Source organism: Streptococcus sanguinis, assembly GCF_900475275.1.
Classification (GTDB): domain Bacteria; phylum Bacillota; class Bacilli; order Lactobacillales; family Streptococcaceae; genus Streptococcus; species Streptococcus sanguinis_N.
In genome coordinates, this window is sequence record NZ_LS483364.1 from 1,187,534 (window position 1) to 1,210,553 (window position 23,020).

The 23,020-nt window shown below is 42.9% G+C and carries 20 protein-coding genes; 3 read left to right on the forward strand and 17 right to left on the reverse strand.

Translation table 11 applies throughout. The annotated features are described in order from the left end of the window. Window positions 1-14: 14 nt before the first annotated feature. From lpdA to nox, 11 genes are all read right to left on the reverse strand, one after another. Window positions 15-1,355 (reverse strand): dihydrolipoyl dehydrogenase, encoded by a 1,341-nt coding sequence (gene lpdA / locus DQM55_RS06160; protein ID WP_111675832.1) that lies wholly within the window; start codon window positions 1,353-1,355, stop codon window positions 15-17. Window positions 1,356-1,563: 208 nt separating this feature from the next. Beyond that, window positions 1,564-3,807: an ATP-dependent Clp protease ATP-binding subunit gene (locus tag DQM55_RS06165; RefSeq protein WP_111675833.1), complete on the reverse strand. Its 2,244-nt coding sequence runs from the start codon at window positions 3,805-3,807 to the stop codon at window positions 1,564-1,566. 227 nt (window positions 3,808-4,034) lie between these two features. Further along, the gene (locus DQM55_RS06170; protein WP_111675834.1) at window positions 4,035-5,378 is read right to left on the reverse strand and encodes an MATE family efflux transporter; all 1,344 of its coding nucleotides are present in this window, start codon (window positions 5,376-5,378) and stop codon (window positions 4,035-4,037) included. Window positions 5,379-5,493: 115 nt separating this feature from the next. Beyond that, window positions 5,494-6,075, reverse strand: a complete 582-nt coding sequence (locus tag DQM55_RS06175) for a xanthine phosphoribosyltransferase (protein WP_172454734.1) — start codon at window positions 6,073-6,075, stop codon at window positions 5,494-5,496. A 68-nt stretch (window positions 6,076-6,143) separates the two neighbouring features. Then, window positions 6,144-6,332, reverse strand: coding sequence for a twin-arginine translocase TatA/TatE family subunit (locus DQM55_RS06180; protein ID WP_002906601.1), 189 nt, complete (start codon window positions 6,330-6,332; stop codon window positions 6,144-6,146). Continuing rightward, the gene (gene tatC, locus DQM55_RS06185) at window positions 6,332-7,048 is read right to left on the reverse strand and encodes a twin-arginine translocase subunit TatC (RefSeq protein ID WP_172454735.1); all 717 of its coding nucleotides are present in this window, start codon (window positions 7,046-7,048) and stop codon (window positions 6,332-6,334) included. Before tatC ends, DQM55_RS06180 begins: the two co-directional genes overlap by 1 nt. 1 nt (window position 7,049) lies before the next feature. Next, window positions 7,050-8,741: an FTR1 family iron permease gene (locus DQM55_RS06190; protein ID WP_111675837.1), complete on the reverse strand. Its 1,692-nt coding sequence runs from the start codon at window positions 8,739-8,741 to the stop codon at window positions 7,050-7,052. Further along, the gene (gene efeB, locus DQM55_RS06195; protein ID WP_111675838.1) at window positions 8,719-9,927 is read right to left on the reverse strand and encodes an iron uptake transporter deferrochelatase/peroxidase subunit; all 1,209 of its coding nucleotides are present in this window, start codon (window positions 9,925-9,927) and stop codon (window positions 8,719-8,721) included. Before efeB ends, DQM55_RS06190 begins: the two co-directional genes overlap by 23 nt. Window positions 9,928-9,931: 4 nt before the next feature. Further along, on the reverse strand, window positions 9,932-10,804 hold the full coding sequence (efeO, locus tag DQM55_RS06200) for an iron uptake system protein EfeO (protein WP_111675839.1): 873 nt from the start codon (window positions 10,802-10,804) through the stop codon (window positions 9,932-9,934). A gap of 118 nt (window positions 10,805-10,922) precedes the next feature. Continuing rightward, the gene (locus DQM55_RS06205) at window positions 10,923-12,479 is read right to left on the reverse strand and encodes a ClC family H(+)/Cl(-) exchange transporter (protein ID WP_111675840.1); all 1,557 of its coding nucleotides are present in this window, start codon (window positions 12,477-12,479) and stop codon (window positions 10,923-10,925) included. Between the two features lie 149 nt (window positions 12,480-12,628). Continuing rightward, window positions 12,629-14,005, reverse strand: coding sequence for a H2O-forming NADH oxidase (gene nox / locus DQM55_RS06210; protein ID WP_111675841.1), 1,377 nt, complete (start codon window positions 14,003-14,005; stop codon window positions 12,629-12,631). A 258-nt stretch (window positions 14,006-14,263) separates the two neighbouring features. Here nox and DQM55_RS06215 point away from each other — a divergent pair, with 258 nt between their 5' ends. From DQM55_RS06215 to DQM55_RS06225, 3 genes are all read left to right on the forward strand, one after another. Continuing rightward, window positions 14,264-15,199, forward strand: a complete 936-nt coding sequence (locus tag DQM55_RS06215) for an FAD:protein FMN transferase (RefSeq protein ID WP_111675842.1) — start codon at window positions 14,264-14,266, stop codon at window positions 15,197-15,199. 157 nt (window positions 15,200-15,356) lie between these two features. Further along, a complete protein-coding gene (locus DQM55_RS06220; RefSeq protein ID WP_111675843.1) occupies window positions 15,357-15,962 on the forward strand; it encodes an NADPH-dependent FMN reductase in 606 nt (201 codons plus the stop codon). A gap of 17 nt (window positions 15,963-15,979) precedes the next feature. Further along, window positions 15,980-17,224, forward strand: a complete 1,245-nt coding sequence (locus tag DQM55_RS06225) for an NAD(P)H-dependent oxidoreductase (RefSeq protein WP_111675844.1) — start codon at window positions 15,980-15,982, stop codon at window positions 17,222-17,224. A 49-nt stretch (window positions 17,225-17,273) separates the two neighbouring features. Here DQM55_RS06225 and sdbB read toward each other — a convergent pair whose 3' ends face one another. The 6 genes from sdbB to DQM55_RS06255 form a co-directional block, all read right to left on the reverse strand. Then, a complete protein-coding gene (gene sdbB / locus DQM55_RS06230; protein ID WP_111675845.1) occupies window positions 17,274-17,849 on the reverse strand; it encodes a thiol-disulfide oxidoreductase-associated lipoprotein SdbB in 576 nt (191 codons plus the stop codon). Between the two features lie 14 nt (window positions 17,850-17,863). Continuing rightward, complete coding sequence (gene ccdA2, locus DQM55_RS06235; RefSeq protein ID WP_002913575.1) at window positions 17,864-18,571, reverse strand: thiol-disulfide oxidoreductase-associated membrane protein CcdA2; 708 nt, start codon at window positions 18,569-18,571, stop codon at window positions 17,864-17,866. Window positions 18,572-18,794: 223 nt separating this feature from the next. Next, entirely contained in the window at window positions 18,795-20,498 is a 1,704-nt protein-coding gene (locus DQM55_RS06240; RefSeq protein ID WP_111675846.1) for a cache domain-containing sensor histidine kinase, read from the reverse strand. Beyond that, a complete protein-coding gene (locus DQM55_RS06245; protein ID WP_111675847.1) occupies window positions 20,495-21,229 on the reverse strand; it encodes a response regulator transcription factor in 735 nt (244 codons plus the stop codon). The genes DQM55_RS06240 and DQM55_RS06245 overlap by 4 nt, the downstream gene beginning before the upstream one ends. A gap of 59 nt (window positions 21,230-21,288) precedes the next feature. After that, on the reverse strand, window positions 21,289-22,398 hold the full coding sequence (gene msrB / locus DQM55_RS06250; protein WP_002921249.1) for a peptide-methionine (R)-S-oxide reductase MsrB: 1,110 nt from the start codon (window positions 22,396-22,398) through the stop codon (window positions 21,289-21,291). A gap of 15 nt (window positions 22,399-22,413) precedes the next feature. Beyond that, window positions 22,414-22,977: a redoxin family protein gene (locus DQM55_RS06255; RefSeq protein ID WP_111675848.1), complete on the reverse strand. Its 564-nt coding sequence runs from the start codon at window positions 22,975-22,977 to the stop codon at window positions 22,414-22,416. Between the last annotated feature and the right edge of the window lie 43 nt (window positions 22,978-23,020).

Consider the following 23,020-nt stretch of genomic DNA (forward strand, 5'->3'; position numbering starts at 1 on the left):
TTTTTACCTCCTCATTAATCGTCCTGAACGAGTCTTTTTGCGACTTCTTGTATTAGTTCTGATGTGGTCGGATGAGCAAAAACCGTTTCAAGAACTTGATCCAGCGTTGCTTCAGCCTGCCTCAGCAAAATCAAATTCTGCAGAAGATCTGTACCGTTCGGACCGACGATGACAGCACCTAGTAGAAGATGGTATTGCTTTTCTGAGATTAGCTTGACATAGCCCTCCGTCTCACCTATAGCGATAGCCCGCCCATTATAAGAGAAAGGCAGCTGCTCGACCAGAACATCATAGCCCGCCTTCTCAGCCTCTTCCTTGCTGAGACCAAAAGAAGCCACTTCAGGATTGGTGTAGAGTGAACGGGGAACACCCAGCGGATCAACTGCTTCTTCAGCTCTCCGGCAGATAGCTTTTACAGCCTTTATCCCTTCTGCACTAGCTACGTGAGCCAACATATAAGATTCCAAGAGATCACCGATAGCATAAACATGCTCTTTGGATGTTTCGTAGTATTGATCTACCTTGACAAAATTCCGTTCTGTCAAGGCTAAACCCATATCCTTGGCTAGCTCTAGGTTTGGTTTGCGGCCAGTAGCGACTAAAAGATGGTCGAAAGCAACCTGCTCGTTCTCAAGTAAGACAGAACTAGCAGTTACTTCCTTTATCTGCGCTCCCTGATAAATCATCACCCCCATTTTCTTTAGTTTCTTTTGAATCACATGTCGCGCTTCAGCTTCTTCGGTCAAAAGAATTTCCGGCGCAACCTCAATAACAGTGACCTCAACACCTAGAGGAGACATAGCGAAAGCTAGCTCAATTGCGATAACGCCACCTCCGATAATGACCAACTTCTCAGGAAGCTCCCTCAAGTCAAAAAACGTATCCGTCGTTAGATAGTCAACCTGTTCCAATCCCTTGATAGGAGGCACAAAAGGATAACTGCCAGTAGCCAAAATCACATCTTTGCCACTGATTTCTTTACCATTGACGGAGAAAGTTCGGTCTTTGACAAACTTGGCCTGCCCTTGGATATATTCAATACCTAAAGACTTAAAGCTAGCATGAATTCCAGATTGCAAACTGGCAATAACCTGATTCTTTCGGTCTACCAATTTCTCAAAATCAATCCTTTCAAGCTTGCTCTCAATGCCATAACGCCTAGCTTCCGCCATTGTCAGCAACCAATGACCGTGCTGGAGATAAGCCTTAGACGGTATACATCCTACATTCAGGCAGGTTCCGCCGATAGACTTCTTTTCTACCACGGCCACCTTCTTACCCAAACGAGCTGCTTCTTCAGCAGCCACATAACCGCCCGGTCCAGCACCGATAATCAAAACATCATAAACAGACAAAGCAGGCCTCCTTTCATAAAATGCAAAGGGTGCTTCAACAATCAAAATGATTGCTGTCGGCTATAGATACAAAAAACATCTCATTATTTATTCATATACCTAAGACTCATCTCGAAATCTTAAGATACAGTCTGCTCTGAAAAAGATAAACCTCCTTTCTTCATTTTCTTCGTCTACACATAGTAAGCGCTTACTTTTTAGAGGGAACTTATACCAAATAATTAAAATCCAGTTGCCTATCCTTCAAACTGACTTGAACTGTCAGTTCAGTTGTTTCCTTATTTTCAACCAAATAACGAGCCAAAGGCGTTTCTAGATAGCGCATAATGCTTCTTTGAATAGGACGAGCACCAAACTCCGGCTGGTAGCCATTCTGGGCTAAAAAAGCGTAAACTTCTTCGCTCAGATGAAGCTGAATCTTCTGATGTTTCAACCTTTCCTGAAGTTGATGAACCATAATTTTTACGATATTGATCATATCTTCTGCCGTCAGCGGATTGAAAATAACTGTCTCATCAATCCGATTTAAAAATTCTGGTCGAAAACTATGCTGCAACAGGGACAGAACTTCTTCCTGCGTTTCAGCAGTCAGTCCCTGTTCATTTTTGAGACTTTCCAAAATCTGCTGGGAGCCAATATTGCTTGTCATAATCAAAATAGTATTTTTAAAGTCAATAGTACGCCCTTTCGAATCTGTCAAGCGTCCCTCGTCCAAGACTTGCAGCAGGGTGTTAAATACATCCGGATGGGCTTTCTCAATCTCATCCAGCAAGACAATCGAATAAAGCCTTCTACGAACAGCTTCTGTCAGCTGTCCTCCCTCTTCAAATCCTACGTAGCCTGGTGGCGGACCAACTAAACGAGCCACGGCATGTTTTTCCATGTATTCAGACATATCCAGTCGGACCATTTCCAACTCATTGCCAAACAGTCGCTCAGCAAGGGCTTTTGCCAGAGCAGTCTTCCCGACTCCAGTAGGCCCCAGAAAGATGAATGAACCAATAGGACGCTTTGGATTTTGAATTCCAGCTCTCGAGCGTAAAATGGCCTCCGAAACCTTTTGAACAGCTTGGTCTTGTCCTACAATTCTCTGGCGCAGGAGCTTGTCTAGATTTAGCAGGTGTTCGCGCTCATTGTCCATGATTCCCTGCACTTTGATTCCCGTTATGCGCTCTACGATACTGGCTATATCCTCACGACTGACGTCTGGCTGATTAGTTCCCGATTGAGCTAGCTGGATTTTCTTGACAGCACAAGCCTCATCAATCAAGTCCAGTGCCTTATCAGGCAAATAACGATCTGACAGATAACGAATTGAAAGACTAATCGCTGCCTGCAGAGCTTCGTCCGTCAGCCTAACTCCGTGAAAGTCCTGATAATTCTCTCGCAGTCCTTGCAGAATTGTCAATGCCTTATCTTGATCAGGCTCCTCAATGCGAATGCGCTGGAAGCGCCCCTCCAAAGCTTGATCTAGCTCGAAGCTTTCTCGATAGGCAGCAAAAGTCGTTGTGCCGATGATATTAATCTGTCCCTGAGCCAAGAGCGGCTTTAAAAGATTACCTGCATCAAGAGAGCCCTCTGTCCGACCTGCTGTCACGATTTGGTGGATATCCTCAATATAAAGAATAATCTTCCTCTTAGCAGCCAGCACCTCATCCAAAACAGCCTTGAAGCGCTCTTCAAACTCTCCTCTATATTTAGTCCCGGCAATCAGTCCGCCTAGATTTAACTTAAAAACTTCCTTGCCCAGTAAATATTCTGGAACATCATCAGCAAGCAGTCTACCAACAAACCCCTCCATTACTTTGGATTTTCCAACACCTGGAAAGCCTATGAGAATGGCATTGCTCTTGTCTTTTCTGGAAAGGACACGGATAATATCATTGATTTCCTCTTGGCAGCCTATCACCTTCCTACCGGACTGGTCTGCCAACCACTGATTAAAGTTAGTTGCATATTTGCTCAGGGCTTGATAGCGACTCTCCTGACTGGAAGAGACTGCTCGTTTGCCTTGACGAACCTTATTCAACTTTTTCGCAACCAGTTCCTTATCAATCCCAGTCTGCTTTAAAAAAACAGTTATCGGATTCCTTTGCTGATGAAATAGACTGAGAATCAGGTGTTCTACTGTTACCACCTCATCTCTCAGTTCCGCCCTCTCAGCCTCCGCATCATCTAAAAGATTCTTGAGACGCTGACTATACTGACGGCCAAAGCGATTTGCGTCCGTATGCGAAAACACAGGAATTTTATCTAGTTCCTGATTGATGACGCTGATAAATTCATTAATATCAAGGTCCAAACCGGTATAGAATTCCAAGGCAAAAGCTTGAGGCTGGGTCAGCACTGTCCAAACATGCGGAATGTCCACTTGATAATTGTGTTTTTGAATAGCTAATTCCTTTGCAGCATTTAGTACTTCTTGCAAAAGATGGGTATAGTGTTCAGTCATATAGTTCCCTCGCTTTTCTACTGAAAACCAAAGACAACTGCAAACAATATTTTAAAATTTAACCTATTTAAACAAAAACTTAACTCGATAATCTTATGTCTATTATATCATTTTCACAATCAATATACTAGAAAATATGTAAGCGTTTTACCGCTTTAATCTAATTTTAATAAAACTTTGTGAAAAAAATAACACTGACTTATCCTAAAAGAACAAGCCAGCGATCTTTAAGTTATGATATTTTTAGCCAAACGATTAAGCCGCCACTGAAAAAGAATGCCGCTCATCACCAAGCTGGCAATGAGGCCGATCCAATATCCATAAGGGCCTAAACTAGTATAGTAATCTAAGAAGAGTCCCAGGGGAAGCGAAACTCCCCAATAAGCAATCAGACCCAAGTAAAACGGCACCTGAGTATCCTTATAGCCCCGAAGAATGCCCTGCAAAGGAGCCGCAAAAGTATCTGCCAACTGGAAAAAGAGGCTGTAGGTCAGAAAAACAGATGTCATACGTATAAACTCGGTATCCGAACCATAGAGTGCAGCCACTCGGTCTCGTAAGATATAGAGAAAGAGAAAGGTAAATCCAGCAATTCCCAAAGCCGTCAGCCGCCCAAGTTTACAGAATTTCTTAACATCGTCAGGACGATTGGCTCCAATTTCATAAGAAACAATGATGGACATTGAGGTTGAAATGCTCATAGGAAAGGCATACATTAAGTTTGAAAAATTCATGGCCGCCTGATGGCTGGCAATGATTAAAGATGAAAATTTAGCCATGACCAGGCCAACAACCGAGAAAATCACGACTTCAGCAAAAACCGTTCCTCCGATAGGCAGTCCAAGTCGAATGCCTTCGATTAAGCCCTTTTTCTCTAACGGTCGAATCTTCAATAGCTCATAGGATTGGACTTTTGGATGTTTGACTGCTACTAACAAGGATATGAGGAGCAAAACCCAATAAGCCAAAGAAGTCCCAAGTCCAGCTCCGGCTCCACCCATTTCTGGAAATCCAAATGCTCCGTATATTAGGGCATAATTGAAAGAGCCATTCAAGGGCAAGAGTAAGAGCATGAGATACATGGAAAGCTTAGTCAACCCTAGAGCATCAAACAGAGAACGGATGGTGCTAAAGAGCAAAAGAGGAATAATACCAAGCGCCAGATACCAAAGATAGTTCTTAGCTACTTCTTCTACTAAAGGCTCTAGTCCAAGGTGAGACAAAACCAGAGGAGCACCCACAAATACCAAGGCAAATAAAATTAGCGATAACCCTAAAGAAAGATAAATAAACTGATAGAAATCAGCAGCAATTTTTTCTTTTTTGCCCTGTCCTAAATGATGCCCGATTATGGGTACTAAGGCCGAAACAATCCCTATCAGCAGGTCGAAAAATGGAATCCAAAGACTAGTTGCCATGGAAACACCAGCCAGATGCAAGGTGTCATACTGACCAGTCATGGTCGTATCAACAAATGAAGCTGAAAAATTGGCCAGTTGGTAGATCAAAATCGGCAAAAAAATAGAAATAAAGAGCCGCATCCGCTGCTGTAAATTATGAGTTTGGTGCATAGAAATCCCTCAAAAACTTTTTCTACCCAAGTAAAATCAACGAGCTTAAATTTTTAAAATATCAACTATCTTTACTATACTATAAGCCAGACAGATAGTCAAAAGGAAAAGGAAATCATATATCTGCTTCAGCAAATACAACTTGCCCCTTCTCAAACCCTGCTATTCGCGCCAAAGAAAGGACACGATAGCCAGCAGTTTCCAAAAGTTGACGGCCATCCTGAAACGATTTTTCAATGACAATACCAACTGCCTCAACCTGGGCTCCTGCTTGCTCAATAATGGTAATCAATCCCTTGGCGGCCTGACCATTAGCTAAAAAATCGTCAATAATCAGCACCTTATCGTCAGAGTTGAGAAATTTCCCAGCAATCGAAACAGTCGAAGTCACTTGCTTGGTAAAAGAATAAACTTCAGCCGTCAAAATTCCTTCTGTCATCGTGATGTTTTTGGCCTTCTTAGCGAAAATCATTGGTAGACCCAGTGCATCCGCTACGAAGACCGCCGGAGCAATGCCAGAGGCCTCAATGGTCACTACCTTGGTAATTCCTGCGTCCTTTACCGCCTCCGCAAAGACCTGGCCAATCTCTTTCATCAATGAAAAATCAACCTGATGAGTCAGGAAAGAGTCAACTTTCAAGATATTTTCACCTAACACTTGTCCATCTCTAAGAATCCGTTCTTCTAATTTTTTCATTCGTCCTCCTTCCTTTCCAAAATCCATCTTGATTCTAGCAGAAAAACACGGCTATCCGTGCTTTTCCTTTACTCTTTTTCATTTTTATTCTCGGTCTTTTCTTCTTCTCCAGCATGATTGACTGCTTTTTTGAATTCTGAAAACATTTTACCGATAGATTGCCCCAGTTCGGGCAGGCGTTTTGGTCCGAAAATAAGCAGGGCGCCCAGAACAATAATGATTACCCCAGGTACTCCGATGTCTTTTAAAAGTCCCATTAATTTCTCCTCGTTGATTTTCTTTGATAAATGATGCGACTAAGCAGGATGCTGGCTTCATAGAGCAAAATCAAAGGCACTGTCATAGACAAGTCGCTGATAAAGTCGGCCGGTGTCAGGACAACAGCTAAAACCAGCAAAATGAAGTAAGCGTATCGTCTATATTTTACCAAAAATTTTGGATTGAGCAAACCGATAGAAGTCAGAAAGGACACCAGAACTGGCAACTCAAAAAGACAGGCAATCGGAATAGTGGTATGAAAGACGAAACTAAGATAATTCTGCGCTGTCAATCGAGTCTCAAAGAGGCCCTCACCCAGCGACAGCAAAACCTGCAAAATAGCCGGAGTCACAAAGTAAAAGCCGAAAGCCAGCCCCAGAACAAAACAGAGAAAGGTAGCCGGGATATAAGCGAAAACAGCCCGAGCTTCATTGGCTCGCAAAGCCGGTCGGACAAACTCCCAGACTTGATAAACAAGAAATGGCAAGGTCAGGGAAAAAGCGACCAGACTAGCCAGACTGATATAAATCCAAAGGATATCATCCGGCCCCAGCACCAGCAGCTTATTCTCAAAATTACTAGTCAGCCATCGATAAATATCAGCCGAAAAGAGCAAGCTAACCAGAAAAACCACGAAAAAACAAGCCAATACCGCTAGAAAACGCCGTCTGAACTCTGTCAAATGCTCAATAATAGTCTGTTCTTTCTTATCCATGCTACTGCTCACTTCTCTGATTTTTAAAGCTAACATAGACCACCAGCAGGATAAAGAGCGCCTGACTAACTACCACTTCTATGCTTGGATAAATCCCCATCCAGTCTACTGTCACAAAACCATTGATTAAGTGAGTCGGTAGGATATTAGTCAGCTGAAGGGCATGGATGCTGACGCCCAGCATTTTAAAGGCCAAGACATAGATTAGCCAGGTCAGCCAGAAGAAAATGCTGTGTGGTTTGAGAAGACCAGACGCCTTGCTCATGATAAAGGCCAGCAAGACCAAGACTAGAACAGCCAAGCCGATTCCCAAAAGGAAATCAGTCATTGTGATGCGCGGTAGAATTCCCGCATAAAAGAGGATGGTCTCAGCCCCTTCACGGAAAACAGCCAGAAAGCTAAGAGCAAACATGGAAATAAAACTGCCTGTGGCTGTTACAGCCTTCATTTGGTTTTCCATAAAGTCATTCCATTTTTTGATAGATGCCTTGCTGTGCAGCCAGATACCAACCAATATCATCATAGCGACAGCGAAAATTCCCACTGCACCTTCGATAATTTCACGATTGGATCCGGAAGCAACTGCCGGGAAAAGAAACTGCAGCAAAGCTGCAATCACAGCACTGGCTAGAACTCCGCTTGCTGCGCCGGCATAAACCCATTTGAGTCCTTTTTTCATCTTTGAAGCTTTCAGAGTCGTTATCAAAGCCATGACAATCAAGAGCGCTTCTACACCCTCACGTAGCAAAATCAGCATAGCATCAAAAAAATGATAAGAAGCTGTTGTGTCAATCTGTGACAGCTCACTAATCAAGGATTCTAGCTGCTTTTGATACTTCTCTTCGCTACCCTTGACCATAATAACAGGCGTCTGACTCTCTACCTTGGTATAAAGCGAAGGATTATTGACACTGACATCTCCTTCTATCGTTGGCCAAATGGTGATGAACTCTTTCATCTTAGCAGCGGCCTTTTTATCATCTCCGCTTTGGAAGAGACTCAAAGCCTCCTCTAGCAGCTTAATCCCATCTTTCAGCGTCAGATTGCCAGCAGCTTCTTGGACTTTCTCGCCTTTGACAAAATGATCAATGGCGGTTTTCAAATCATCAAAAGAAGACTGAATCATATCAAAGTCAGTAGGCTCCGTCTCGATGGCGCTGCGCAGGAATGAAATGGCTGTTTCCACCTTGCCGTAATGGGCTGTGCTGTTGTCTCGCACCACGCTTTCATTGGTAGTCCAGGTGCTATTCATCTTCTTGTATGCTTCTCGTGTCTCTTCTAAATCCTTAGCGCTAATGGCCTTTTGTAGATTTTCAAATTTTGGCTCTAGCTTACTGAGAAGCTTCTTTTTCTCGGCCTCTAAGTCGACTGGATTCTGCTCTTTCTCAAATTTCAAGAGGGCCGAAGAGATCTGTGTCAGCTTCTCCTCCGTCACCTGACCCGATAAGTCTAGTACCTTGCTTACCTCTTGTCCCGCTGCAGAGTCGTGATTAGCCACCCTATCAAACTCAGTCTTGATTTCTCTGACTAACTGCTTGGCTTTTTCCTGGTCCTTCTGCTTGACCGCAGTGCTGGCATCAGTGATTTTGACGAATAAACTGCTGTAGCTCTCGTCCGCTAAAACCGGCTTAGCTAAAACAACTAGCAAGAGACCCAATATCAACAGACTTTTATTCAAATAATTTTTGACCAAGGTACTCTCCTTTTTTCACTCCACCAAAGCAAGCAAACAAACCACTACCGATATGCGTGACGTATTCATTCATCTTATCTTGAGCGCCTAGATTAGTTAGAACTTTGACAAAGCTGTCTGGATCTTTCTGGAAGGAAAGAAAGAGTAAGCCTGTGTCAAATTGACCAGTACTTTCATCAATCCCATCTGAATAAGAATAAGACCGGCGATATATAGGCTTATCAACCTCCTTGGCCAAACGGACATGTGAATCCTCTGGCAGCAAGTCTAAGTCAACCTCGTCAAACTCGTCTTTCTTGCCAAAAGGCGCTCCGCTTTCCTTATAGCGGCCAAAAGTGTTTTCCTGCTCCTGCAGATTGGTCCGGTCCCAGGTCTCAAGGAACATCTGTATTCGGCGGACAGCCATGTAAGAGCCGCCCTGCATCCAGTCCTTGCTGTCGCACCAAATGACCTTGTCAAAATCTTTTTCCTTGGTCACATTGGCCGTGCCGTCCTTAAATCCAAAGAGATTACGAGGCGTTGACATCCGGTCTCCGATAGCTGCAAAGCCTGATTGACTCCACTTCATAGTGATGGCATTTCTGCCCTTGCGGACCAGATTGCGGACCGCATGAAAGGCCACCTGCTCATCATCTGCACAGGCTTGAATGACAATATCGCCACCAGTATATTTTTCTTTGAGCTGCTCCTTTGGAAATGGCGGCAAATCCCGAAAAGCCTTAGGTCGTTTGTCTGACAAGCTCATTTTTTTCAGAAAAGAGGCTGAGACACCGAAGGTCAAGGTCAGTCGATAAGGGTTGAGACCGACAGTTTCTCCAGTATCCGTTGGCGGCAAAAGAGCATTGGAATTATCTTTTTTGACCAATTCTCCATCTACCAACTTCTCGCTATAGGCTGTCCAGTCCTTAAAGAGCTGGATAATGGCTTCCCTATCTGTCGTATGCAAATCCAACACAACAAAGTAGATATTCTTCTGCATTGGAGTTGTGATCCCCGCCTGATGCTCCCCGTAAAAGCTGATTTCTTCCTCACCGTCAGCGAATTTCTTATCTTCCTTGGCCTGATTAGCGAAAAAAGCAGATGCACCAGAGACACCCAGTGCAAGACCAGCGCCTCCAATCCCTGCTTTTTTAAGAAATTCACGACGATCCATCTTTTTATTAAACCATTTTTCGTCGTTTGTCATATGATTACTCCCCGTTTAGAATGACTCCCATTTGTGAAAGAGGCTCACCCAGTTTGGTCACTGCTTCTGCCAACTCTTTGGTGTCTTCCTTTGTCAATTCTGTATAGAGCTTGTAGTTTTCCGAGTCAGTCATGTGCTTGTCTAAAAGACCATTGACGTTTTTAAACTCAAGTTCCAGGGTCTTGACAAGTTTCTCGTCCTTATCCTTAATCAATGGCTTAAAGAGCTCAAAAATCTTTTCTGCTCCTTCAATATTCGCACGGAAATCATAGAGATCTGTATGGGAGAATACTTCTTCTTCACCTGTAATCTTGCTGGTCGCTACTTCATTGAGCAAGTCAACAGCACCTGTCAGCATCATATCCGGTGTCACTTCAACCGTTGCGATTTTAGCTTTTAGCTCCTTTATATCATTGACCAGCTGATCAGCATAGCTTTCAGTTCCCTTGGTTGTGTTTTGCTCCCATATGATTTTTTCAATACGGTGGAAACCAGACCAACCTTCTTCGGTCTTGTTTTCGTCCACATAGTCGACCAAGCGGAAGTCAATTTTAACATCTGATTCACCAAAGCTCTCAGCAATCGGCTCCGAGCGCTCGTAGGCCATACGGATAAGCGGATATTGCTTTTTAGCCTCATCAAGCTTGCCTTCTTTAAGGGTATCACGAAACTTCTCCGTATCTGTCAGGAGCTGATCGATTTGTCCTTGGACAAACTTTTTATAATCCGCTGTCGCCTTGTCCAATTCTTTCTGATTGACAGCTGTTTGGCTGCTGGATGCTTGACTGCTTGAGCCAGTCTTGTTTGAAGAGTTGTTGGCTGCACAGCCAGTCAGTAAAATTGCCGTTGAAAATAGGACGATGCCAAGTTTTTTCATGGTGACTCCTTTGTTTTCTCTCCTAGATAGAGATTATTTCCTGTAAATTATACCAGTTTTTTTCTCATATTTCAAGAAATTGTCTGACAATTTAATCAAAAACTATATATTTTAACTATTAAAGCAGCTCTTCTTTGACTTTCCCAATCTCCGTCTTTTTCAGCACCAAGTAAATCGTATCCCCCAGATAGAGGCACGTGCTGCCATTGACCGTTTGAGTCTTCCCCTTGTGGACATTCATGGTAATCAGGACCCCATCAGGCAAGTTTAGCTCATGTACCTGCCGACCAGCAATCTTTTCAGAAACAGGGATTTCAATTAAAGTCGTATCTCCTTTGTCCTCGATACTGTCTGGCAACATTTTTTCCAGCATGGCTTCATAGACCGGCGCTCCTTTTAGCAGATCCATGATGATGTAAGCTGTCAGAGTGACCAGTCCCAGTGGCATGAGATTGCTAATATCCCCGACCATCTCTGTGACCAGAATCATGGCTGTCAGTGGTGCCTTGGAAATGGCGCCAAAATAACCACTCATGCCCAGAATAATGAAAATCGGAAATTGTTCCTGAGAAATCAAACCAAGCTGCAGACAGACCGCCCCCATTGCTCCACCAAGGAGTGAACCCAGAGCTAGGATAGGCAGGAAAATACCACCTGGTAAGCCACTGCCATAACTCATCATACTCCAGACAAAACGCAGAGCAAAAAACAAGAGCAAGGTTCCCACAGTATAATGACTAGCGGTCAAAGATAAAATCAACTGATTGCCCCCGCCCAGCAAGTGAGGCAAGAAATAACCAATTGGAAGAATCAAGACAAAGGCCAGAATAGGATAGTAAGCTTCTGAAATCCTAAACAACCGACCCAAAAACTGATAGACTAGCTGAATATTCAAAATAACTTTCTCATAAATAAAGCCTGACAAGCCCAGCAGCAAGCCCATGACTAGGTAGATCCAATACTGCTCCAGCCTCATGACCTGGATATTATCCGGCATGTCCAGCACTGGTGTCAGTCCAAACATGGAGAGTGAGACAAAGTTAGCAACTAGACTGGCCGCCAGCGTAGAGACCCAGAAAAAGCGTGAAAAATGACGGTAAACTTCTTCTACTACGAATAGCAAACCTGCGATTGGTGCATTAAAAGCTGCTGCTAAGCCTGCCGCCGCACCACTAGCAATGAGCGCTCTCTCCTCAGCAGAACTCAAATTCAGAAATTTAGAGACGCCTTTGCCACTCATGGCGCCTAGCTGAATACTTGGCCCTTCTCGCCCCAACATCAGACCGCTGGCAATGGCTAAAATCCCTAAAACAAACTTCTTCCAGAGAACACTCCACCAAGAAAGCGACATCAGGCCTTTCAGTTCTGCTTCAACCTGCGGAATACCTGACCCCTTGATATTCTTCTCCAACTTTACCAAGCGGTCATTGAGCAAGACGATGAAAGCATAAATTAACACCACGGCCAGTAACCAAAGCATAGACTGCTGACTCCTATGGTAGACATCCTGCACTAAGTGAAAGATTTTTTCAATCAGAAAGCGAAAAACGCCCACTACCAGTCCAGCAAAAATCCCAACTAAAACACCTCGTAAAACCTGGGAAATAATCGAATGAGTTGCGAAATTAAATTCTCTCTTGATGTCGTCCTCATGTGAGCTAGCTTCTTTTGCCATTCCCAATCTCCTCTAAATATTTACTTTACCACTATTCTAGCACAAAGCAGACCTGATAAACAGACGAAAAATAAATTTCTTCTTTCAGTTTTCTTTTTTAAGGCTCTATACAAAAAAGTCTAGGAATTGTCCCAGACTTACTTATTTTCTTATTTAGCGCGCAAAGCTGCTTGAGTGATGTAGTTGTACGGTTTGTTGAAGTGTGGCAGGAAGAAGAGATCCAGCAAGGCTAATTTATCAATTGTAACCTTTTCCTGAATGGCCAATGAGAACATGTGAATACCCATAGACATATCTTCTCTAGAAACCATCTGAGCTCCAAGAACTACACGTGTATCCTTATCATAGACAATCTTAATTGTTACATCATGATGCTCAACCTTTTCAAGGAAGGTTGGTTTTTGAGTATCTTTAAACTCAACTACAGCTGGGCTGTAACCAAAGCGTTTAGCTTTTTCTTCTGTCAGACCAGTTGAAACCATCTTCAGACCAAAGATTTCGATACCGTTAGAACCTTGAACACCGTTAGACTCCAATTCATGACCGCAAGCATTATGAGCTGCTACGATACCAGAGCGCAGGGCGTTAGAAGCCAAAGCAATGTAATTTATATCATTGATAGAGTTATCGTAAACAGTCGCACAATCACCAATTGCATAAACATCTTTGATGCTAGTTTCTTGCTTCTTATCTACCAAGAAAGCACCATTGCGGAATGTTTCCAGCTTGCCGGCACCAAGACCAGTGTTTGGACGGAAGCCAACTGCTAAGACAACCATATCTACATCATAGCTAGCCTTATCTGTTACAATGCGTTCTACCTTGCTTTCACCCTCAATAGCCTGAACAGTTTGACCGAAGGCTAATTGAACACCATTATCTTCAAGGTTTTGACGCATCATATCAGACAAGTCGTGGTCATAATAACCAGCCAAGCAAGTATCCACAACGTCAATCAGAATCACTTCTTTACCAAGGCGTTTGAAGGCTTCTGCCAACTCAACCCCAATGTAACCAGCACCTACTACTGCCACACGTTCGATATGTTTGCTCTTGTCTTGCAATTTCTCGATAACATCTGCAGCATTTTGATACAATTTTACGAACTGCAGATTTTCCAAGGTTGACTTAAATTCGCGGCTGTTAGGATCCAGCTCAGCACCTTTAATCGGAGGCAGAATTGGCTGAGAACCTGTTGCTAAAATTAATTTGTCATAAGACTCTACATGCTCTTTGCCATCAACAATAGCTGTAACTTTTTTCGCATCATAATCAATTGACTCAACTGGTGAATTCATATAAACTTTTGCGCCTTTTGCTTCAAAAGTTTCTTTATCTGCATAAAAAAGTCCATCTGGCTTGCTGATTTGCTGTCCAATCCAAAGGGCCATTCCGCATGCCAAGAATGAAATGTTTGAGTTTTGGTCAAAAATAACTACTTCGTTTTCTGCACCATAATTGTCCAACATTGTATTAATACACGCTGTACCTGCGTGGTTTGCACCAACTACAACGATTTTACTCATAAGAATAGTCCTACCTTAATTTATAATTTACTAGACCAGTATATCATCTCCTGTGAGCGTTTACAAGAAATTTGCTCGATATTTTCAAAAATTCTTATCCTGCCTAAAAAGCTATACTACCGCTGTCTCATCGCTTCGAAAATACAGCTTTGTGTGAAAGTTAATTTTCTGAAAATATAACAATTTTAAGATTGTGAAACCGGTATCTTTTTGATATAATAAGGTCAGAGAGGTTAATTTTAGAAAGGTTGTGATAATGTGGACTTTGCTTCTCGCTCGCTTCATTTGATGGGAAGTACAATTTGTCTCTCTCTCTATCATGAGCGAGCGGAAATACTCTTAGATGAGGCTGTCCAACTGCTTCATGTCTATAAAAATCGCTTCAGTGCCAATGATGAAGACTCTGAACTTATGAGTATCAATCATCTGGCAGGAATTGAAAGCATCTCAGTTCATCCAGAGCTTTTTGAGCTGATTGAGCTGGGGAAATATCACAGCCAAGCAGAAGGCAGCCACTTAAATATCACGATTGGCCCTCTCGTCCAGACCTGGCGGATAGGATTTTCAGACGCCCGTCTCCCAAGTAGGGAGGAGATTCAGCAAGCTCTAAGTCTGACCGACCCAAACTTGCTTGAGTTGAATCCAGAAGATTGTAGTGTCTTTTTGACTAAGAAAGGCATGAAGCTGGATTTAGGTGCCTTGGCTAAAGGCTATATCGCTGATAAGATTAAAGACTATTTGCTGAGTCAGGGAGTGACCTCTGCTCTTATCAATCTTGGTGGCAATGTCCTGACAATTGGGCATAATGCAGTCAGCCAGCGTGCCTGGCGAATTGGTATCCAAAATCCCAAGCAGCCTCGCGGCAATCACTCAGCTATACTAGCGGTCACCAATCAGTCAGTGGTCACATCAGGAATCTACGAGCGAACCCTTACAGTTGAAGGGCAGAACTACCATCACATTCTGGATCGCAAAACAGGTTATCCTATCGAAAATCAATTGGCTAGTCTGACCATTGTTTCAGACAAGTCGGTAGATGGCGAAATTTGGACAACTCGCCTATTTGGTGAAAGTCCGACATCAATTCTGTCCCAGATTGAACAGCAGACAGGGATCGAAGCATTGATTATCACCCAAGACGATCAGATCTTCTGTAGCTCAGGACTTTTAGAGCAGATAATTCCTGCTTCTTAATTATTTGCTACCTCACTATGCGGTAACTCTGTCGCTCTAGCTTTTATAACTAATGCCCATTTAAAAACGCCCTCTCTTTCTTCTGGTTTTTACCTGCCTCAAGAAAAATAAATGTACACATGAGGGCTCTGTATCTTAATTTCAGAAAGGAAATTTTATGTTAAAACTTATTGCAATTGTTGGAACAAATTCTAAACGTTCTACAAACCGGCAACTTCTTCAATATATGTCTAAGCACTTTGCTGATAAGGCTGAAATCGAGCTGGTAGAGATTAAAGATATCCCAATGTTTAATAAACCTGCTGACAGAAACGTGCCTGAGTTGGTATCAGAAATTGCCCAAAAAATCGATGCAGCAGACGGAGTACTCATTGGAACACCTGAGTACGACCACTCAATCCCGGCTGTGCTCATGAACGCCCTAGCTTGGCTTTCTTATGGTATTTATCCACTGCTGAACAAGCCAGTCATGATCACTGGTGCTTCTTATGGTACACTTGGCTCCTCTCGTGCCCAGTTGCAGCTCCGTCAAATTTTGAACGCTCCAGAAATCAAGGCAACTGTTCTTCCAGATGAGTTCTTGCTTTCGCATTCTCTTCAAGCTTTTGACCAAAGCGGAGACTTGGTAGATCTTGACGTTGTCAAAAAGTTAGATGCTATCTTTGATGACTTCCGTATCTTTGTCAAAATCACTGAAAAATTGCGCAACGCACAAGAATTGCTTCGCAAAGATGCTGAAGAATTTAACTGGGAAAAATTGTAAGATAGGAGACCGAAAGAATGAAATTTGTTGGAATTGTAGGATCAAACTACGAACAGTCATACAACCGAAAATTATTGGAATTCATCCGCCGTCAATTCAAAATTAAATTTGAATTGGAAGTCTTAGAAATCGATGAAGTCCCAATGTTTAACCAAGATGAAAAATGGGATGAAAGCTTCCAATTGCGTTATTTGTATAACAAAATCACACGTGCAGACGGTGTCATTATCGCAACCCCTGAGCACAATCATACTATCAGTGCTCCTTTGAAGAGTGTCTTAGAATGGCTCTCTTATGAGGTTCATCCTTTCGAAAACAAGCCTGTCATGATTGTCGGTGCATCATACTACGATCAAGGAACTTCTCGTGCTCAAGTTCACCTGCGTAAAATCCTAGACGCTCCTGGTGTCAATGCTTACACCCTTCCAGGCAACGAGTTCTTGCTGGGCAAAGCCAAGGAAGCTTTTGACAATGATGGCAATATCACCAACGAAGGAACTGTGAATTTCCTTGAAACATGCTTAGATAACTTTATCAAATATGTAGAGGTCGTTTCAAAATTGAAAAAACCAAAACCAATTGAACCTGAAGATTTAGACTGCGGAAAACCAATCGCTACGACAATTACAGAAGTTGATCCAGATGATCCAGAATGGGTAGAAAAGGTCGCTGAAATCACTGGCGCTGTTTCAGGCGATACTTATGTCAAACTTGACCATGGTATCTTGACAGTTAACCAGATTGACATGTTCTTGAAGGCTATGCCGTTTGAATTGACATACGCTGACGATAACAACCAATTCCTTTACTACAACAACGCCCACCAAGACCCAGACACCATGTTTGCCAAACGTGTGCCACCTCAATCAGGTAGCCGCATGTCAACTGTTCACGGCTCTCTTCCACCAGCTCGGATGAAGAATGTAGAGTGGGTTATCGGAACACTTCGCAACGGAAACCAAGAATACGTACGTACAATCGTCCCAGGTTCACCTGCAGGCGTTATCAATACCCACAACTACCAAGCTATGTACTATCCTGACGGATCATACGCAGGAATCAATGAAATCGTCTTTAATTTCCAACCATGGCTTGACTGGTACTTAAAAGAAACTGGTCAACGTTTGGTTGGAGGCAGCGGACAATTTGCTCCTGCCGGAGGTCATGGAGACGCAGACGCTACTTCTGGTGCTTCTGATGCTGGAGGCGATGGAGGTCATGGAGACGGAGGAGCCGATGCGACATCAGGTGCTAGCGCTTAATTACCTTTCAAACTAAAAAGAATGGATGATAAGTCCATTCTTTTTTGCTTTATTTCATTTCTTTGAAAGCTGCTTCTGCATCAGCATTACTGATAGCGCCAAACTGGATTTTACCGATTTTCCCTTGACTGTCAATGAGGATTTCAGTTGGGATGCTACGAATCTGATAGGCTTGGAAAATTTCTCCCGAAGTGTCAAATAGAACTGGTACATCTTTATAACCTTGTTCTTGAAACCATTTTGGGAATTCCTCGGCAGATTTCTCTCCTTGGAGACCTGGTGCTACAACTGTCAAGATTTCGAAATCACGGTCCGTTTTACCAGCTAACTCGACCAATTCTGGCATACTCTTCTTACAAGGTCCGCACCAAGAAGCCCAGAATTTTAGATAAACCTTCTTGCCTTTATAGTCAGAAAGTTTGACAGTTTTTCCATCCATAGACTGCAAAGTAAAGTCGGGAGCCTTTTGACCGACAGCTGCTTGGGTGACTGTACTTGTCTGAACAGCCTCACTAGACGAGCTGCTGGTTGTGGGCATAGTCATAGGCTTATCCTCCTGCTCCGAGCAGGCCGCCAAAAAGGCTACAGCTGACACAGTTGCTAATAACGTAACGAATTTTTTCATATTTCTTTCTCCTTTTATCCAAAAAGTCCAGACAGGGCGTTGAGCTGTCCTAGCATCAGCAGAATTCCCATCAGAATAATCAGGGCTCCACCGATTTTCTTCATCAGGCCCATATAAGGCTTGATTTTATTAAAATACTGCATAACAAAGCTAGACGCCAAAGCTAAGATTAGGAAAGGTAGGGCCATTCCTAAGGTGTAAATCAAGGTCAAAATTGCTCCCTGAAATGCACCATTCCCACCCGAAGCTGCTAAGGCTAAAACTGAGCTGAGAATCGGACCGATGCAAGGAGTCCAACCAAAACTAAAGGTAATCCCTAGTAAGAAAGCAGACCAAAAATGATGCTTCTGACCGTTCTTTTTGAAAGTCAAACTCTTTTGAATCTGTAATTGGCGAATGTTAATAAGCTCCATTTGATGCAGACCCAGCAAAATGATGAGGCCGCCCATCACATAACGAAAGGTCGAACTGTAAATAATAGTTCCTAAAAATCCAGCCCCAAAACCTAGCAAAAAAAAGACTGTTGAGATACCCGCAATGAAAAAGAGTGTTCTAACCATTCCCTGCCAAGCAAGCTCTCGGCCGAATACTTTCAGGGTCTTGACCTCCTTGTCATCCAATAAAATGCCAATATAAACCGGCAATAAGGGAAAAATACAAGGGGAAAAGAAGGACAAAATACCCGCTAAAAAAACTGAAACAAAAAATAAAGGTGACTCCATTTACTCTCCTCTAACTCCTTACCTAGGATATTCATTCATTTATCATTATAAATGAATCTTATGGATTTTTCACAAATCCGCTACGGTAATTTTCTGGTAAACATAATGTGACTAGGAAAATAGAAAAATTCGCTTGATGAACAGCAAAACTAGTGCATTTTTTTCAAACAGTAAAAAGCTGGAGAAAATTCTACCGGCTTGAATATTTTAAAACTTAATAGACCTAATCATCTGTAACTAGCGGTAAATAAAGACTAATCCGAGTGAATTTATCTGGTTCAGAATCGATTTCCATATGGTAGTCGTCTCCGAACTGCAATCTTAAGCGTTGATCAACATTTTTCAGACCGACACCACCTAAGCGAGGGAGAGTCATATCCGTAGAGTCGCGGAGTTCAAAACCACGGCCGTTATCATGGATAGACAATATCAGCTGCTCCTCTTTTGCTGCCGCAGTAACACGAATCATGCCCTGTCTGTTAATTTCCTTGATTCCATGGTAGATGGCATTTTCAACCAAAGGCTGAAGTACCAGCTTGGGTAGTTTATAATCAGCTAGAGATTCATCCTCTTCAATCTCATATTGGAGCTTGTCACCATAGCGCTGCTTCTGGATAAAAAGATACTGACGAACGTGGTCAATCTCATCTTTGAGAGAAATCTGTTCATGCCCTTGATTGAGTGCCAAGCGGAAATATTGAGCGAGTGATTTTGTTACCTCAACAACACGTTTGCTGTCATTAAACTCAGCCATCCAGACAATCGTATCCAAGGTATTATAAAGGAAATGGGGGTTGATTTGAGCTGAGAGAGCTCGGAGCTCATAGCGGCGGACATTTTGTTCTTCAGTCTTAACAGCTTCCATTAGCTGTTCGATTTGATCCAGCATTTTATTGAACTGCTGAGCCAAGTCAACCAACTCTGGAGAACCTTTAGCTTCTGCTCGCAGATTTGAGTCACCTGCCCCAATCTTCAGAATGACAGCCTGCAGATTCTGAAGAGGCTTAATCCACAAACGCAGAACAAACCAAATACCAGTCAAGCACAGCAGAAGTGCTAAAACACCCATTCCCACAAAAGAATAAAGCATCTGTGACTGAAGCATCTGTAATTGCTCTAATGAGGCGACGCCAATTAAAGTCCAATCACTATCTGGAATGTCAATCTGATAGACAAATGCCTGCTTCTGGTCTGCGTAACCATCCTTGACCGAGATATAGGACTGCATAGCTTTCATTTCCTGACTGGAGGAGTAAACACTTTTCTTAGGATGATAGACAAATTCATGCTGGCTATTGACAATAAAACTAAAGCCCTTCTTTCCTAGCTGAAGCCGATCCAAATAGGCTTTGAGACTATTGTAGCCAATATCCAAACGTAAAACACCGAGATTCTGCCCTGCTTCATCCACTACTTCCTGAGTGACTGAAATAACCCACTTCTCCTTCTCTGATGATAGAGATTCCTTGCGAGCAGGGGTCAAGACAGGCATGGCTTTGGTATGAACAGCTTCCTGATACCATTTTTCATTCATCATATCAGAGGAAGTCTGCATACTGATTTGAGAATCTGTCGAGACCACGCGCCCGTCCTTGGTAACCAATACTGCCGACACCAAATCCGGATCTGTCTCAATAATGGTTTTCATCAAAGCCTGTACTGACGTTTCGCTGCTTTCTTGATTCTGAGCAAACTTCCGAATCGTTTCTTCCTTGCTCAGTGTGGAGGTGGTTTGTTTTAATTTTTGCAAATAAGAAGCAATGAACTGCCCGCTTTGCTCCATACTATTGCGCGTCGTCCGCTCTGTCAGCTGCCGAATAGTCCCCGAGCTAGTCTGATAGTAAAGACTCCCAACAAATCCCAAGAGTAAAAGAACCAGCAGAAAAATATAGACAATCAACTGGATAAGAAGCGGATATCGTTTCATTTCCCCTCTCCTTTTTTAAACTGCCGAGGTGTCAGCCCAACCACCTGCTTGAAGCGCTGAGAAAAATAGTTCATATCTTCAAAACCTACCTGCTCTGCTATTTCATAAATCTTCAAATCTGTAGTCAGGAGTAAGAGTTTTGCTTTTTTCATCCGCTCTTGGATCAGATAATCTTGAAAGGGCAAGCCTAGTTCTTTTTTGATAAGAACACTTAGGTAGGACGGACTAAACCCTAATTGGAAAGCCAAACTTTTCAGGCTTAATTCTGAATCAGCTAGACGCGCATGAATCGCCTCTTCCAACTCAGAGCGCTGCCCCTGATCGACCAAGTTTTGAATCTGGGCTTTTTTGCGTTCTTTATCAAGCTTGGTCTGCACCTTGGCCAACATTTCCTCAACATTATCTTTGGAAAATGGCTTGAGAAGATAGTCATCTGCGCCTAGTTTAATGGCGGTCCGAGCATAGTCAAAATCATCATAGCCCGTCAGAAAAACGATATGGCACTTAGGAGCCTGGTCCCTGACTAGCTTGGCCAGTTCGAGGCCGTTCATCTGTGGCATGTTGATGTCGGTCAGCAGGATATCAGCAGGATTTTCCTGAAATTTCTGCCAAGCTTCTCTTCCATTTTCAGCCTGGGCAATGACTTGCATGCCAAACTGTTCATAGTCTACCAAGGACGCAATCCCCTGTCTTACCAGATACTCATCCTCTACAATCATAATTGAATACACCAGATTCAACTCCTTATTTTTACTGGATTTATTATAGCAAATTTTCAATCAAAATGCTCTTAAACATAATCCAAAAGATAACCGTAGCCCTTCTCCTCCATTTCAGCTTTGGGAATGAACTTGATTGACAAACTATTAATACAATAGCGTAAGCCGCCCTTGTCCTTAGGACCGTCTGTGAAAACATGGCCCAGATGTGAATTTCCAACCCGACTGCGAACTTCTGTTCGAGTCATATTGAAGCTCTTATCTTCTTTGTAAGTCGCAACATCTGGACTGATAGGACGTGTGAAACTCGGCCAACCGCAGCCTGAGTCAAACTTATCCTTTGATGAAAAGAGTGGCTCTCCTGTCACCACATCCACATAGATACCAGCATCGAACTTATCCCAGTAGCGGTTAGAAAAGGCCCGCTCTGTGTCATTCTTTTGTGTGACTGCGTATTCTTCAGGAGAGAGCTTAGCCTTAATCTCTTCATCGCTAGGCTTAGGATAGCGACTAGCTTCAATAACAGGGTAGGCAGCTTGATTGACATCGATATGGCAATATCCATTAGGATTCTTTTTTAGGTAATCCTGATGATAATCTTCTGCCTTGATAAAGTTTTTTAGAGCTTCTTTTTCGACGGCCAAAGGCTTATCATATTTCTTAGCAACCTCATCAAAGACCTGGTTAATAGTCTCAAGATCAGCTTCATCCTTATAATAAACACCTGTCCGGTACTGAGTACCCTGATCATTTCCCTGCTTGTTTTTAGAAGTTGGATCAATGATGCGGAAATAATGCAGCAGAATTTCTTTGAGAGAGATTTTTTTGGCATTGTAAGTAATGTGAACAGTCTCAGCGTGACCAGTTTGAGAGACCAATTCATACTTGGTCGTGTCGCCCTTACCATTTGCATAGCCGGACTCAGCATCAATGACACCCGGCACGCGAGAAAAGTACTCTTCTACTCCCCAGAAACAGCCGCCTGCCAGATAAATCTCCCGCTTATCTTCTTCCTTGACATCTTCTTGCTTTTGTTGGGATACAGCTTCTGTCTTGCTCATAGAGGCTTTCTTGATCTGCTCAGGAGAAGATTGCTTACCATTACCCACAATCACATAGACCAGTCCAAAGCAGACAAGCAAGCCAAGCAGAACCAGAAGAATCTTCCATTTTCCTTCCATGTTTATTGCTCCTTTTTACTTGATTTCTTTCAATGTTTTCTCAATATCTTCCTTGCTCATGTAGCCAATATGCGTCTTGGCAAGAGAACCATCACTGCCTACGAAAAGAGCAGATGGATAGGATCGAATACCATATTCTTTCAGCAATTCTCCCTTGGTGTCCATGAGAACTGGGAAGTCTTTGTAATCCAAAGACTTGTACCATTCCTTGAAATCATCAGCAGACTTTTCTCCATTAAAAGTCGGAGACACCACCGACAGGACAACATAATCTTTTCCTGACTGCTCCTTAGCCAAATCATTAGTATCACCAAGAGTGGATAGACATATAGAGCACCAAGAAGCCCAAAACTTTAGGTATACTTTCTTGCCTTTGAAATCAGACAGCTTGTAGGTCTTGCCGTCCACTCCTTGCAGACTAAAGTCCTTAGCCATCTTGGTAGATTTCCCAGAATCAGCTTTTGTTTGCATATTGCTTTTATCACTTTTAGAAAGTTCCGAGTTCATCTTCTGATTTGAACAGGCTCCCAAAAAGCCGACACAAAGCAGACTGATAGTCAATATTGATAACTTCTTCATCGTTTTCTTTCCTTTCAAAATAAGGAGAAAGCCGACAAAACTG